Raw genomic sequence first — 13708 nt, 5'->3', positions numbered from 1 at the left:
CCGCGTCGCCGGGGGCCGTCCGTGGACGCGGCGACGAGGGGCGAGACGACCCACGTCCTTGGAGATCGGGGTGCGGGGTCAGGCGAGGCAGGTGAGGGGACGGCCGCCGTTGTAGGCGATCATGTCGGCGATCGCCGCGGCGACGTCGATGGGTCGGCCGAGGGGGCCGTCCTCCAACTCGGCGTAGGCCCGGTGGAGGTTGCCGACGATACGCTCGCGGTCGAGCAGGTCGGCGTACGGGCCCAGGTCCACTTCGCGGGCGGTCTCCAGCGGCGTGAGCCCGGCCTCACGGCCGGAGCGGGCGGTGGTCTGCACGAACCGCAGATAGCCGAGCACGTCGTCGATGAGGTCGGGGCCGGCGACACCGCCGTGCCCGGGAACGATGGTCGTCGCTCCCAGGGGCCTGATCACTTCCTCCAGGACCTGGATGGCACCGGCCACGGATCCCTGGACGAGGAACGGCGTGCCGCCATTGAACAGCACGTCACCGCTGAAGAGCAGCTTCCGCTCCGGCAGCCAGACGATCGAGTCGTTCGTCGTGTGGGCGGCCACACCGACGTGGCGCACGTCCGCGCGCAGCTCGTCGGACCAGACCGTCACCGCATCGGTGTAGGTGAGGAACGGGGGCTCGGGGACGATGTCACCCCAGTCGACCTCGGTCCAGAACGGAGCTATTGCCTTCGGGTCGCCCCACTCCAGTACGTTCGCCCGGGTGGCCTCGTGTCCGACGATCGTGGCGCCGTCGAAGAGATGGTTGCCGAAGGTGTGGTCGCCGTGGTGGTGAGTGTTGATCAGAGTCCGTACAGGCTGTGGGGTGATGGAGGAAATGGCGTCCAGATAGGCGCGGGTACGACGCACCGTCGAGCAGGAATCCACACTGATCACCCCGCGCTCGCCCACGATGAAGCCGGTGTTGTTGATCCACCAGCTGCCGTCGGGCTGTATGTAGGCGAACACCCCGTCACTGACCTCCTCGACCCGCGGCGGGGGCAGCTCGGTGACGTCATGGTGGACAGTGCTCATGCTGGGCTCCTGCCGTAGTGGGTGGGCGGTGTGCTCGGAGCGACCAGGAGGTCGACGACAACATCCTCCCGGACGCGAGCGGCATCGCCGCGATCATCGCATCGGCGATCGGCGCGTCGGTACCCCACCGGTCGGCCAACCCGAGCAGACCACTCCGGCATACGGCAGCGCCGACAGGCCGGGAGGGGCTCTTGTCACACCGGACGGCTGGACGCCTGGCGTGGCAGGGGTGTCCCTCCCGGCCTGTCGACGGGGCGTCAACCTCGGTACGCCGCGAAGATCTTCGCGAACTCGTACGGCGACTGAGTGATGTTCGTGCACCGGTACAGGGCACCCGTGCACGCGTTGCGGTCGCGGGTCGCCTCCCAGAAGGCGAGCTCGCCGAGATGCTTGCTCTGGGCGAAGGCGACCAACTGGCGGGCGTCGGCCTGGTCGTACACGTGGCCGTCGTCGTTCTGGCCGAGCATCGGCGTCACCCCGACCATCGCCCACACCTGGGCGTCCGACTTGCCCGGGTAGAGGGACTTGAGCTGGGTGAAGGTGCTCTGCGCGGCCTGGAGCGCGGCATCGCCGTAGTCGACACTGCGGTAGTAGTCCATGGCCATGACGTTGACGACGTCGAGGTCGACCCCGGCGTCGCGGGCGGACGTGACCACGTTCAGTCCGTCGGCGGTGAGGCCCTCGGGGAGCACCGGGAGGGTGAGTGAGATCCTCAGTCCCGGATGGGCCTGCTGCAGACGTGCCAGGGCCTGGGAACGGCGGGTGACGGAGGCCGGGTCGGCGGTGGCCGCGCCCTCGATGTCGAAGTCCACGTACGTCAGGCCGTAGGCGTTCACGACGGCGTTGTACTCGGCGTAGAGCGAGTCCACCGAGCCGCAGGCCTGGGCCAGTTCGATCCCGGATGCACCGCCGAAGGAGACCTTGACGTCCCCTCCGCCGGCCCGGATCGCGTCGATCTGGTCCTTGGCCCAGCCGTCGCGCGGGTCATAGGCGTTGAACCACATCGCCTTGCAGCCCGAGGCGGTGATGAATGCCATGGTGTAGCTCGTGACCCCGCTCGCGGAGGCCATCTCGGGCATGCTCGGGGTGGGCCAGGCGCCCATGTCGATGTAGGGCGCGGTGTGTACGCCACCGCCCGGCGGGGTGCCGCCGGACGTGGTGGTGCCGCTGACCGCCGCGCTGTAGGCGGAGACGTTGCCCGCCGCGTCCTTGGCCCGGACGCGGAAGGAGTAGCTCGTGCCCGCCGTCAGTCCGGTGGCGGTGTACGAGGTTCCCGTGACGGTGACGGGTGCGCCGCCGTCGCGTGAGACCTCGTAGCCCGCGACCGATCCCGAGTCGTCGGTGGCGGCGGTCCACCGCACGGTGAGCGACGAGCCGGTCGCCGAGCCGACGGTCACTCCCGTCGGCACGCTGGGCGGTGTGGTGTCGCCACCGCCCGAACTACCCGTGCAGGAGCCGCCGTTGAGCCGGCAGTTGATGGGTGTGCCGGTGCCGGTGGACACCCAGCCGAACGTGGTGGAGGCGCCCGGCGCCAACGTGCCGTTGTACTCACGGTTCTTGAAGGTGTAGTGGTTGCCGCTCTGGGTGAGCAGAGCGTCCCAGTACGAGCCGACCGTGGTGCCGGAGGGCAGGTCGAACTCGACCGTCCAGCCGGACAGTGCGGTGCTGCCGCCGTTGGTGACGGTGTACGCGCCCTGATAACCACTGTCCCAGGAAGCGGACTTGGAGAAGGCGGCCGTAGCCGATCCCGCGGCGTCGGCGGGCGGGGCCACGAACAGGAGGAGCGCCCCGATGAACAGGGCGATGAGTGCTGACGGTCTTCGCATGCTGCCTCCACTGGGGGGTTGGGCGCCGGGGGGCGCGCGAGGCTGCGCAGGATTGGTCCATACCAAGTTCTCTGTCATGTACGTACAGAGCGGCGGACCGTCCGTCAAGCAGAAAGGCCCTGCCGTTCAGTGACGGCAGGGCCAGGAGGCAGGGTCAGGCACAGCGGTTGGCGTGCCTGACGTCGAGGACGAAGCGCTCCGGGGAGTGGAGCTTGAGCGTCGTGTAGGCGGGCTTGGTGTGGAAAGCGGATCCGAAGGTGACCGCACCCTCGAAGTCACCGGTGAGGGCGAGGCCCTTGAGCGCCGGCAGGTGGATCTTCACCAGCTGGGGCCCTCGGTAGACGGACTGGCCCGCCTCGTTGTGCGCGGCGGCGGGGGAGAGCTTGATCTCCAGGAAGTACCTCCCGGCGAGCGGGACCTTCTTCCCGGAGGCGTCGTAGCGGAGCTCCTTGACCGGTTTCACGGTGACCGGGGGCATGGTGCCCCGGACGTCGATGACGAGCCGGTCGTAGGTGCAGTGCCCGCCCCAACGGGCGTTGACCACCAGCGCGGTCGCGGGAGCCTGCCGGGACTGCGGGGCGGCGGAGGCGGGAACCGTGGCGCCGAAGGCAGCGATGAGAAGAATTCCGGCCGCGATGGCCGTACGGCGTGGATGGCGGTGCATGACGCCCCCGATCTTTCTCGCAAGGGGACAGCGATTTCACCAGGGGAGACATGCGAGCGGGCCATACGGTTGCATCGCCCACGAGCAGCGTTTCATGCGTCCGCACCCCTGTGAGGGGCGAGTGGATCAGGCCTTGAGGTGTCTGAGGGTGAACTCGGGCCGCGCATAGGGACCGGCCTGGGGCGCGGCCGGGTCGGCAGGGAGGTCCGCTCCGGGAACGTCCGCAGCGTGGAGTTCGGCGTCGTCGACGGGGGTGTAGTCCAGTACGGCCGGATCGGGGAGCTCCCAGAAGCGGCGCGTGTTGGCGGAGACGGCGTAGACCGTGGCGAAACGGGTGGTCGACGGGGCGGTCAGCGCGGCGCGCAGATAGCCGACGGCGTCGCGTGCGCTCAGCCAGGTCGCGAGATGCCGGGGCTCGCTGGGCTTGTGCTCGAAGCTGCCGATACGCAGGCAGATCACGGACAGGCCGAACTTGTCGGCGTACAACTGCCCGAGGGCCTCGACGGCCACCTTGCTCACCCCGTAGAGGCCGTCGGGGCGTACCGGCTCTCGCGGACCGGTGTGATGTCCCACCGGGTAGAAGCCGGTGACGCGGTTGCTGCCGGCCAGCACCACCCGCCCGATCCCCGTACGCCGCGCCGCCTCCAGGACGTGGTGGGTGCCGAGCACGTTGGCTCCGAGCAGATCGGCAAGCGGCGCCTCGTCCGGAACACCGCCCAGGTGGAGCACGCGGTCGGCCCCGGCGAGCGCCGACTCCACGGCGGCCGCGTCCCTCAGATCGACGGTGTGGACGGTCTCGTTCTCGGCCTGCGGCGTCAAGGGCACCCGGTCGACCAGGACCAGACGCGCCGCCTCGCCCCGCAACGCCTCGCGCACCACGGAACCGATGTTCCCCGCCGCGCCCGTGACCGCCAACGTTCCCAGCCCCACTGTGCCTCCCCAGGTTGCGACAACCCTCGCATCCGCGCGGCGGCCGAACCACTCATTAAGAGATGGCGCGTGGAAGGGACCGCGGCCCCGGCGAGAGGTCGGCCCGGGCCGCGGTCGTGCGGTGGATTCAGCAGGTGATGGTGCCCCTGCGCCGTGCGTGGCCGCTGTCGTTGCTGTCGTCGGCGGGGGCCGCGTGGGCCGGCGACGCCGTCAGGGCGCCGACGACCAGCGTCGGGCCGACGACTGCGGTGAGGAGAAGACGGAGGCTACGGCGCCACCGGGGAACACGTGATTCGATCACGAAGTCCGTCCTGGGATCGTTCTGACAGGCCGCCGGGACCCTTCCGACACGGACCGAACGGGCTCCCTACGATGGGTGAGTGTCGTGTGAACGATGAACGAATCAGAAGCGCGGCGTACAGCTGCCTGGCGTGCCTCACGCGGCAGTGTGCTGCCAGGGGAAGGGTGCCCGGTCGGGCTCGACCCAGCTCGTCCTGGCCCGGGCGCCGGCCAGCGTCGAGGGTTGGTAGAAGCGAGTGAGCAGCTTCTTGTCGAGCAGTGCGGGGTGCTGGTCGGCGAAGGCGTCGAAGTCGGTCGTGTCCGGCTGGGTCGCGTGGTGGCCCACCAGTTCGACCCAGGCGCGGCTGACGGTGGCGTTGTACTTCTGCGGTGCGCCTGCGTAGCGGGCGGTGCGCCGGATGCCGTCGCTGACCAGGTCCACCGCCGCTTCGGTGCCGTAGCGCCGGACGGCCAGCCATGTGAGGTGGACGTGCTGGCGGTGCCCGAACCGCTCGGCGGTGGCCATCACCTCTGCCATGAGTTCCGTGAACGGCGAGGACTGCTCATCCACGTCGTGGCCGCTCGTGGTCACATCCCCCCCCCGACCAGAGCGTCCAGAACGGCGTGGAAACCGGCGATCGCCTCGGCAGGCAGGCCCTCCAGCGCACGGCCCTCGATGTCGGCCAGCGTCTGCTCGATCAAGGCCGCCGCGGCGTGACCGGACTCGGTGAGTTCGATCAGTACCGAGCGGCGGTCGCCTGCCCGTGTGCCGCGGGTGATGTGACCGCGGCGTTCCAACCGGTCCAGCACGCTGGTGAGCGTGGTGGGCCGGATGCCCACGGCGGCGCCCAGCTGGGACACGGTGCGGCCTCGGCCGTCGGCGAGATTGGCCAGCGCGTTGATCTCCGAGGCGGTGAGGTCGAGGTCGACGAGTTCAGTGGTGATCAGCTGCAGGGTGGCGTGGGTCGCGCGCTGCAAGGTCAGCAGCACCGACCGGCCAGGTGGCACGGATTCGGACTTCATGGTTTCGGATATTACGAAATCGTACTGACGGCTCGCAAGCCGGTTTCCGTCGCGGCCGCGGCTCAGGGTGCTTCCAGGAGATCGCCCGCCCCTGGCAACGGCCGGGTCGGGTCGTCGTACATCAGCATCAGTCCGTCGGACCAGTGGACGTCCGGATCGCCTGCCGCCGTGCGAGCGCGCACATCGAGGAGCGCTTGGGGCAGCTCGGCGACCCCGCGGGTGGAAGCCAACGTCTGGTGGATGCCCCAGTGGTACTCCCCGCAGCCTGCGCCGGCGGTCCTGCGGTGCCGGCGCCACAGCACGATGGGGAAGCCCGCAAGGAGGAGGCGGCTGAGCGCATCCGTCTCCGCGGCGTAGACATGGCTCATGCCGCACAGGACGGGGATCGTGGTCGGGGGAAGGGCACGCAACGACTCCACCCCGCCCCGGGGCATCGCGATGCCGTCCGGACAGCCCAGCAATTCCGGGGCGGGTACACGGGTGTGCAGGGCGCGCCAGCGTGCGAGACGCTCCACCGCGAGTTCGGAGTCCTCGTCGGGCAGGAGGTCTGCCCAACGCGTGACGATCGGGCGCGTGGCTCCCAGGGGGCGGTCATCACTGGGCACCAGGCGCCAGGCATCGACAGGCAGGTCCAGGAGCCGTGCCGGGGTGGCGACCTCCAGTGTCGCGGGGTGGCCGGGCTCGTCGAAGCGGCGGAACGCCTCTGCGAGCGGGGTCACCAGAGTGGGAGCAAGTGCTTCCAGCGAAGTGCGGAAGCCTTCCGCGAGCGGCAGTACTTCATCCCGCGTTGTGTCGAGCAGAGCGATCCGCCAGTCGACGCGGCCGGGTTCGAAGCCCCGCTCCGTGAGTTCCAGCAGGATCGTGCCCGAGGGGCGGGCCTCGGAGCGGGTCGGCTGCTGTGGTCCGGAGCCCGTCCGGTAGTCCGGACCCGGCCGCGACGCCTCTTTGGACCGCGCCGACTGGAGCCGTTCGATCCGCTGATGGGCGAGGCGTTGGCGGTAGGCCGTGCCGAGGGGCTGCGCGGCTTGCATCACCCACTGCCAGAGTGCTTCCTCGGCACCGGAAGTCCGCGGCCCGTCCCCGGCCGCCCGGTCCGTCGACAGGGCCTGCATCGCGAACTCGAGCACGGGCTCTCGTCTCCTCGTGCTCTCGTACAGGACGCCGAGGCCGTCCCGCCAGCCGCGCGGCGCGGGCAGGGGAGTGGGCGTACGGCGCTCCTGCACGGAGGCCAGGATGTCGACCAGGCTGCGGGTGCTGACCGGCGGCGGAAGGTCGGCGAGCAGACCGAGCAACTCGGTGCGCTCGTACGTCGTCAGCATCCGGCCGGGCCGTGCGCCGAGTTGGTCCTGCAGCTCGGCCCAGGTGGGGCGGGTGATGTCCGGTTGGCGCTGGCGGTCGCGGTGGTATCGGTCGTGGGCGTGGAACACCGCTTGATAGAGGTCGGCGTGCTCGCTGTTCACCGCGGACACCGGCAGGGCGCGCAGCTCGGAGATCCCCACGCAGGTTCCGCCGCGCACGTGATCCGGTCGCGTCGTCAGCACGCCGACGACCTCGCCGCGGACGGGGTCGATCACGGGTCCGCCGGAGAGGCCGTGGGGGAGGTCGTCGTGAGCCAGGTGCATCCGGGCGGCACCGGACCGGCCGGCGATGCTGCCCTGCACGGCGAGCGAGCCGTCCTGGCGATGCACCTGGCCGTCCGTCTCGGCCCAGCCCGCGTAGAGCATCCAGTCGCCGGGGTGCAACGCCGTGGGGCGTTCGGAGAGATAGGCGCACTCGTGCTGGACGGGCTCTGTCAGCCGTACGAGTGCCAGTTCCGGGAGTATCGCCGCCACGCGGCCGGGGACGGCGGACGTGCTCCGGTCCGGTGCGCTTTCGTAGACCACCGTCACGTCGTTCCCCACCGCTCGGGAAGCCACGTGAGCGCTGGTCACCACCCAGTTGGGGGCGGCGAAGAAGCCGCTGGCGATGAATGTGGCGGGCTCGTCCAAGTCGTCCCCGGAGGCCGGGTGATGAACACGAACCGTCGCCGCCTCGACGAGTTCGCGCAGTGAAGTGAGGGCGTCGTCGTCGGAGCCACGCGATGCGCTCGGCGCACTGAGCAGCTCTCGGTACAGCACTTCGAGGGCGGCATCGATCGGGTCGCCGTCCCGCTCCCGGAGCTCCGCATACGACTCGTACGACGCGACGGCCTCGGCAATGCGTCCCTGGCCCCTGAGCGCCAGCATGTGCAGGCGGCGGAGGTGCACTTGGTCGGGATGGTCTCGGACGAGGACCTCCAGATCGGTCGTCGCGCTGGCCAAGTGACCCAGCTCCAGGTCCAGTTCGGCACCGGCCGCGCGCAGCGACAGGCGCAGCGCGTTCACGCGGGCGCGGGTCGCTTCGGCGGCCGGACCGGGAATGCCGTCGAGGGGAGGGCCGTACCAGAGATCGAGGGCCCGGCGGATTTCGGCGCGGCGGGTACGGGCGTCCTGCTCGCCGGGTGCGCCACTGAGCAGGTCCTCGCAGTGCAGTACGTCGACGAACGCACCCGGCACATGCAGCGCGTAGCCGTCCGGGAGGGCGGCGACGGTGCCCGGGCCCAGGCGTCCCAGTACCTCGCTGGCCAGCAGATCGATACGGCGGACCGCCTCGGGGCCCGTGGGCGGCTGCTCCCACATGCCCTGGGCCAGCTCCGGGTAGGTGATGCGCCGCCCGTGCCGGAGAACCAGCATGCACAGCATGGCCTGGGCCTCGGAGATCGGCACTGTGATGACCGGCTCGTCGGGGAGGGTGATCCGCAGTGGGCCGAGCATCCCGAAGCTCCAGGAGTCGGGGTCCTGCGCCCTGGCCAGTCGCGAGGCCGCCGCCTCGGCCGTCAGCCGGCCGTTGCCGATCTCGGCCAGCAGCTCCCTGTACTCCCCGGGTGCCGTCACGAGCGGCACCAAGTCCCGTAGAAGTGCGTTGAGTTCGTGGAAGTCCGACGTCGCGTCCTTGCCCAGGGACTCGTCGCCCAGGGCGAACCGGCTGATCACGACGGTGCCGTCAGGGCGCAGCAGCAGGCCGGCCGTGCCCATGGGCCCGTGCACCAGACCACGCTCGTGCAGGGCGTGCAACCCGGAGCCCACCTGGGAAGCGAGACGAGCGAACAGCCCGAAGGCCACCCCCGGACCGCTGCCCCGCTGCAGCTCCGCCAGCGTCACCCCGTCGACGAACTCGGTGACCAGATAGGGGACTTCGCCCTCCACCCCATAGCTCAGGACCCGCACCACATGCGGATCGTCGATCGCGGCCAACGCTTGTGCCTCGCGCAGGAACCGGTCCTGAGGCGCAGTTTGCTCCCGATACAGGTGCAAGGCGACGAGCTGGTCCGTGGCCACATCCACGGCCGTCCACATCCGCTGCCCCGGCCCCCGCCGCTCCACCGGCCGGTACCGTCCACCGAGCAGCCCCTGCTCCGTGCCTTCGCGCGCCTGGTCCTCTCCTCCACCCAGACGCTGTACGGTCTCCTCGCTCACCGTCGCGAAAGGCGTGTCCGCGTCCCCGTCGTTTCCCGTGTGCGCACGGAATTCCCCGGCCGCGAACCCCGCGCGCTCGTCGATCAACCCGCCGACCCGGGCCAGGAATTCGCGTGCACGTTCCCGGGCCGTACGCGGCAGCGTGCGCATCAGCAGATCGCGGACCCCGGGACGGAAGTCGTACGAACCCGGCGGACCGGGGACGGCGGTCAGCATGCCGCTGAGGATGACCTCGGCCAGGTGTTGAGGGCGCGGGTCGCGGAGCAGGGTGTGCTGCACGAGGCGCATCACGGGCACCGAGGGGACGGCCAGTGCGAGGTGTCCGGCGAGCCGGAAGGCTTCCGGGGTGGCGGTGGCGCGGAAGTGGCGGAACAGGTCGTCGGGCGGCAACGACGCGATGTCCGGGGCCGGTTCGGTGTCAGAGGTGGGTGCGGGCGGGAGCCAGGCCGCCGCGCCGGGCGTCCGGCCGCCGCCCGGGTCGGCGATCAGGCCGGCCCAGTGCGCGAGCCACTTCGGGCCCGGTTCCAGGACGGGGAGGAGGACGGCGCCGGCGCGCGGAGGCGGGGCGTCCGCGTCGTACGGCGCGAAGGCGAGTGCGGCGGTTGCGGCGGCCGTCGCCGGCGCCGTGAGCAGACCGGGCTCGGCGGGCAGGGTCGTGGTCGGCCACAGGCGTTCGGGCAGCGGCTGTACGACGGCCAGGGGCATGCGGAGCGCCCAGCGGCGCAGGGTCTCGTACCAGCGTCGGCCCGCCGGGCCCGGCCGCCATTGCGGACCCATGCAGTCGCTGACGACGAGTGTGACGGTGCGGCCGTCGGCGAGGTCGGGGACGTGCCGGGCCCGGCCGTCGGGGGTGGCCGGATGCAGGGTGACAGTACGGAAGAAGCCCGACTGGGCCAGGGCGGTGTGCAGTTCGCGCACCAGGGGGCGCCAGACGGGCATCGTGGGGCCCGTGTCGTGCACCAGGCTCAGCCGTAGCCAGCGGTCGGGGGCCGGGCGCAGGACGGGAAGCCATGCGTCGGGATGAGCCCCGAGCCGGGCGATGCGATCGGCCGTCGCGCGCTCGTCCAGGACGCGGGCATGTGGGGACGGCACCCTGCGCTTGAGGGGACGCAGGGCCCGCTGGAGCGCCAGAGGTCGCTTCAGCATCGGGGGTGCGGGGGCCAGCAGCGAGGGGCCGTCGGCGGCACGCTCGGGCTGGACCGAGGGGGGTGCGGGCATGTGCAGGGGGACTCGGTCGTCCCGAGGCGCGGCGGGTGAGGGGTCCGGCTGTGGCGCGCGGGGCTTCGGTGGTACGACGTCGGTGGCACCCTGTTCCGTCGGGACCTCGGTCTCCGTGTCCCGCACGGGGTCGACGGGTGGTGCCGCGGCAGGTGCCGTCGCCCGTGCCACCGCTGGTGCCTCGACGGGCCCCAACTGCTGTGCCAACCAAAGCAGTTCGGCCAGCTCCCGAGGCGTCGGTCCGTCGCCGGGCGCCGATGCGTGGGCTGCCTCCGTCGCTTCCGCGGCGGCTGCGAGCACGGCGGCGAGCCGGGGGACCAGTGATGCGTCTCCCGGCACAGCGGCGCCCCTGGAGTCAGAAGCCATCGCCGTCCGCGGCCGCACTGAGATACGGCATCAGCTGCGCGGCGAGATCCTCGCGGGACTCGGTGTCCAGGCCGGCGACTCCGGTGAGGTAGATGGCGTTCAACAGTTGGTCGGTGGCGAGCTCCCCGCTGCCGGCGCGGGTCAGGAACGCCCGGATGAGGGACTCCGCCCGGTCGTCCGGGTCGCCGAGATGGGCGCGGACGATCTCGGTGAGCTGCTCCCGGCCGGGGCGGAGCAGCTTCAGCCGGACGCAGCGGCGCAGGAAGGCGGGCGGGAACTCGCGTTCGCCGTTGCTGGTCAGCACGACGAAGGGAAAGGCGCGACAGCGGACAAGGCCGCGGCTGATCGTGACCGGGCGGTCCGTGCCGTCCGCCAGGACCTCGGCCGTGTCGCCGTCGCCGGCGTAGCGCGCGGAACGGACCAGCTCCGGGATCTCGTACTGCCCCTCCTCCAGGACGTTCAGCAGGTCGTTGGGCAGGTCGAGGTCACTCTTGTCGATCTCGTCGATGAGCAGCGCGCGGGGGCGGTCGTGGGGGAGCAGCGCGGTGCCGAGGGGCCCCAGGCGCAGATGGTTCTCGATGCCGCCCGCGCCATGGGGCGGTGCGTCGGGGCCGGCGCCGGGACGGGCGGCGTAGAGCCGGGACAGCGGGTCGTACTGGTAGAGGCCGTCGGCGAGCGTGCTGCGGCTGGTGATGTTCCAGCGCAGGACCGGGCCGAGACACAGCTCGCGCGCCACCGCGTACACCAGCGAGGACTTGCCGGTGCCGGGTGGTCCGGTGACCAGCAGCGGGCGGCGCAGACAGAGCGCCGCGTTGACGAGCTGGACGCTCTGCGCAGTGGCGACGTAGGTGCGGGCGCGGTGCACCCGGTCGGGTGAGACGGCCGCTCCGTCGTCGTTGTCGCGGGGCGGCGGCAGCGTCGGGCCGCCGTCGAACGCCCGCCAGGGCGGCGGGGCCGGCAACTGCTCGATGCCGTCGTGCGGCTCGCTGTTGCCGGTGTAGACGGACCAGTGCGGCATGGGCGGTCTCCGGTTCGGTTCTCCGGGGCTGGGTTCAGGCGACGGGTGAGCGGGAGTGGGCGGCGGTGGCGTGCGGGTCGGTGAAACGGCGTGGGTCGTCCCACAGCAGCTGGATGCCCTCGGCCCAGTGTCCGGCCGGGTCGTCCGTGGTGTAGGCGGCACGGCGCAGTTCGCGGATGTGGAGCGGGAGTTCGGCGGGCGGCACGCCGGCGACCCGGTCGTCGAGCCGGTCCAGGAACGCCGTTCCGGCGCAGTTGCCCGCGCACGCGTCCCCTTCTCCCAACTCCCCGGTGCCGCAGCCGTTGCGCGACCAGGCGATGACCGGGGCCGGTGCGGTGACCGACTTGTTGAAGTGACTGCGGGTGCGGGTCGTCTGGGGAGTCGTGGCGAAGCCCGCGAGGCATGCGTCCGCCTGCCAGAGCCTGTTCAGGAGTTGCTTGGGGCCGACGGATCCCCCGCACTCGACGCGCTCCATCCGGCAGCCGGTGGCGGAGTCGAGCCGGTTCCACGCCTTGGTGAGGTCGTTCCGGGCCGTCGGTTTGCGGCGCGCGTGGTCGGTGACGACGAGGGGATGGACGCAGCCGAGAGGACGCTCGTCGTCGGGGTCCCTCTCCCAGGTGTCGACGGGCCAGTGGAGCCAGTCGCGGGGCAGGGAAAATGTGATCAACTCATCCGCCCCGGGCGTGAGATGAAGGATGGCTGCCTCGATGCGGTCCTGGACGTATGCACTCAGCCCGGCACGGGGCACGGTGTCCGAGGCGACAGGGTGCCGACGGCCTTCGCTGAACGCCGAGACCTCGACGCGCACTTGGCCCTCGCCCTCACCACTGGGCCCCAACTCGACGAGAATGGGCGACCAGTCGGGCCCGGACTCCTGCGGACCACCGGCACCGAGCAGGGCCGCCAGCCGGTCGGCGAACCGGGTCACGGTGTCCTTGGCCTCACGTCCGTCGAGTTCACACAGGACGAACAGCGCCGCCGACCGGAGCGAGTCGAACCCGTCCTGCGGTGCGGGCGGGTCGTAGTCGCCCGCGGCGGCGTTGTAGAGCCGCACCGGATCGCACTCCAGGCCCGCGCGGACCGCCTTCTCGACCAGCTCGCGCAGCCGTGCCCGGTCGGCGGCCGCGCGCGGCGACTCCGGGACCAGGCTGCGCAGGTCGCGCCAGTAGCGCTGCAGGACCCGGGTGGGCAGCATCCGGCCGACCAGAACGCCCGGGGCGGTCGTGATGGCCGAGACCATGCCGACCACCGTGCCGTCGGCGAGTGCCACCGCCGCGCCGCTGAACCCCGCCGCCAGTGGCTGGCCGTGCGCCGTGAACGCCTCCAACTGGACCCACTCGTCGAGGATCAGCGGGCCGGGCACGGCACGGTAGGAGGCGAGTACGCCCTCGTCGGACCCCTCCGGGAAGCCGTACGCGACCAGTTCGGGTGAGGGACTTCCGCGCTCGGCCCCGGGAGGCGCGAAGGCGGCCGGGGCGAGTGACACCGGGCGGTCCAGTTCGAGGACGGCGATGTCCCCGGCATCGGTGACGCCGCCGGACCAGCCGCCGTGCACGACGACGCGCGCCGGAACGGGAGGGGAGGCGGGGAGCTGCGGGAAGGACACGGCCACCGCCGACTCGGCACTGCCGTGCACGACATGAGCACAGGTCAGAACCTTGTCAGGGGTCACCAGGAAACCCGCACCGACCACCTGACCCGCGCACTCGATCCTGGCGTGCCACTCGGAGCTCTGCATGACCGGACTGTTCCCGACATCCACCACGCCTTCCATGGCACGCCCCCGTCGTCACACTGCCGCGTGTATGCCCATTGTTACGGGCGGTACTTGGGGTTGTCCCGATGTTCACAGGGTCAGTTCGACCAA

10 protein-coding genes are annotated in these 13708 nt (G+C 71.3%); all 10 read right to left on the bottom strand.

Annotated features, from left to right (window positions below; all coding sequences use genetic code 11):
- Positions 1 to 78: 78 nt before the first annotated feature.
- Positions 79 to 1023, bottom strand: a complete 945-nt coding sequence (locus tag ACFY1J_RS22015; RefSeq protein ID WP_390708062.1) for an MBL fold metallo-hydrolase — start codon at positions 1021 to 1023, stop codon at positions 79 to 81.
- A gap of 257 nt (positions 1024 to 1280) precedes the next feature.
- Positions 1281 to 2849: a cellulose binding domain-containing protein gene (locus ACFY1J_RS22010; protein ID WP_390731721.1), complete on the bottom strand. Its 1569-nt coding sequence runs from the start codon at positions 2847 to 2849 to the stop codon at positions 1281 to 1283.
- A gap of 154 nt (positions 2850 to 3003) precedes the next feature.
- Positions 3004 to 3513 (bottom strand): hypothetical protein, encoded by a 510-nt coding sequence (locus tag ACFY1J_RS22005; protein WP_390708060.1) that lies wholly within the window; start codon positions 3511 to 3513, stop codon positions 3004 to 3006.
- A gap of 126 nt (positions 3514 to 3639) precedes the next feature.
- Complete coding sequence (locus ACFY1J_RS22000) at positions 3640 to 4443, bottom strand: NAD-dependent epimerase/dehydratase family protein (protein WP_390708059.1); 804 nt, start codon at positions 4441 to 4443, stop codon at positions 3640 to 3642.
- A 127-nt stretch (positions 4444 to 4570) separates the two neighbouring features.
- Complete coding sequence (locus ACFY1J_RS21995; protein WP_390708058.1) at positions 4571 to 4744, bottom strand: hypothetical protein; 174 nt, start codon at positions 4742 to 4744, stop codon at positions 4571 to 4573.
- Between the two features lie 135 nt (positions 4745 to 4879).
- On the bottom strand, positions 4880 to 5314 hold the full coding sequence (locus tag ACFY1J_RS21990; protein WP_390708057.1) for a hypothetical protein: 435 nt from the start codon (positions 5312 to 5314) through the stop codon (positions 4880 to 4882).
- A complete protein-coding gene (locus tag ACFY1J_RS21985; RefSeq protein ID WP_390731720.1) occupies positions 5311 to 5745 on the bottom strand; it encodes a MarR family winged helix-turn-helix transcriptional regulator in 435 nt (144 codons plus the stop codon). The genes ACFY1J_RS21990 and ACFY1J_RS21985 overlap by 4 nt, the downstream gene beginning before the upstream one ends.
- 62 nt (positions 5746 to 5807) lie before the next feature.
- Positions 5808 to 10823, bottom strand: coding sequence for an SAV_2336 N-terminal domain-related protein (locus ACFY1J_RS21980; protein ID WP_390731719.1), 5016 nt, complete (start codon positions 10821 to 10823; stop codon positions 5808 to 5810).
- Complete coding sequence (locus tag ACFY1J_RS21975; RefSeq protein WP_390708054.1) at positions 10813 to 11841, bottom strand: AAA family ATPase; 1029 nt, start codon at positions 11839 to 11841, stop codon at positions 10813 to 10815. The genes ACFY1J_RS21980 and ACFY1J_RS21975 overlap by 11 nt, the downstream gene beginning before the upstream one ends.
- Positions 11842 to 11875: 34 nt before the next feature.
- The gene (locus ACFY1J_RS21970) at positions 11876 to 13615 is read right to left on the bottom strand and encodes a trypsin-like peptidase domain-containing protein (protein WP_390708053.1); all 1740 of its coding nucleotides are present in this window, start codon (positions 13613 to 13615) and stop codon (positions 11876 to 11878) included.
- Positions 13616 to 13708 lie beyond the last annotated feature (93 nt).

The sequence above is a fragment of the Streptomyces sp. NPDC001406 genome (assembly GCF_042895285.1).
GTDB lineage: Bacteria > Actinomycetota > Actinomycetes > Streptomycetales > Streptomycetaceae > Streptomyces.
This window is presented reverse-complemented; position numbering and strand designations above follow the sequence as displayed.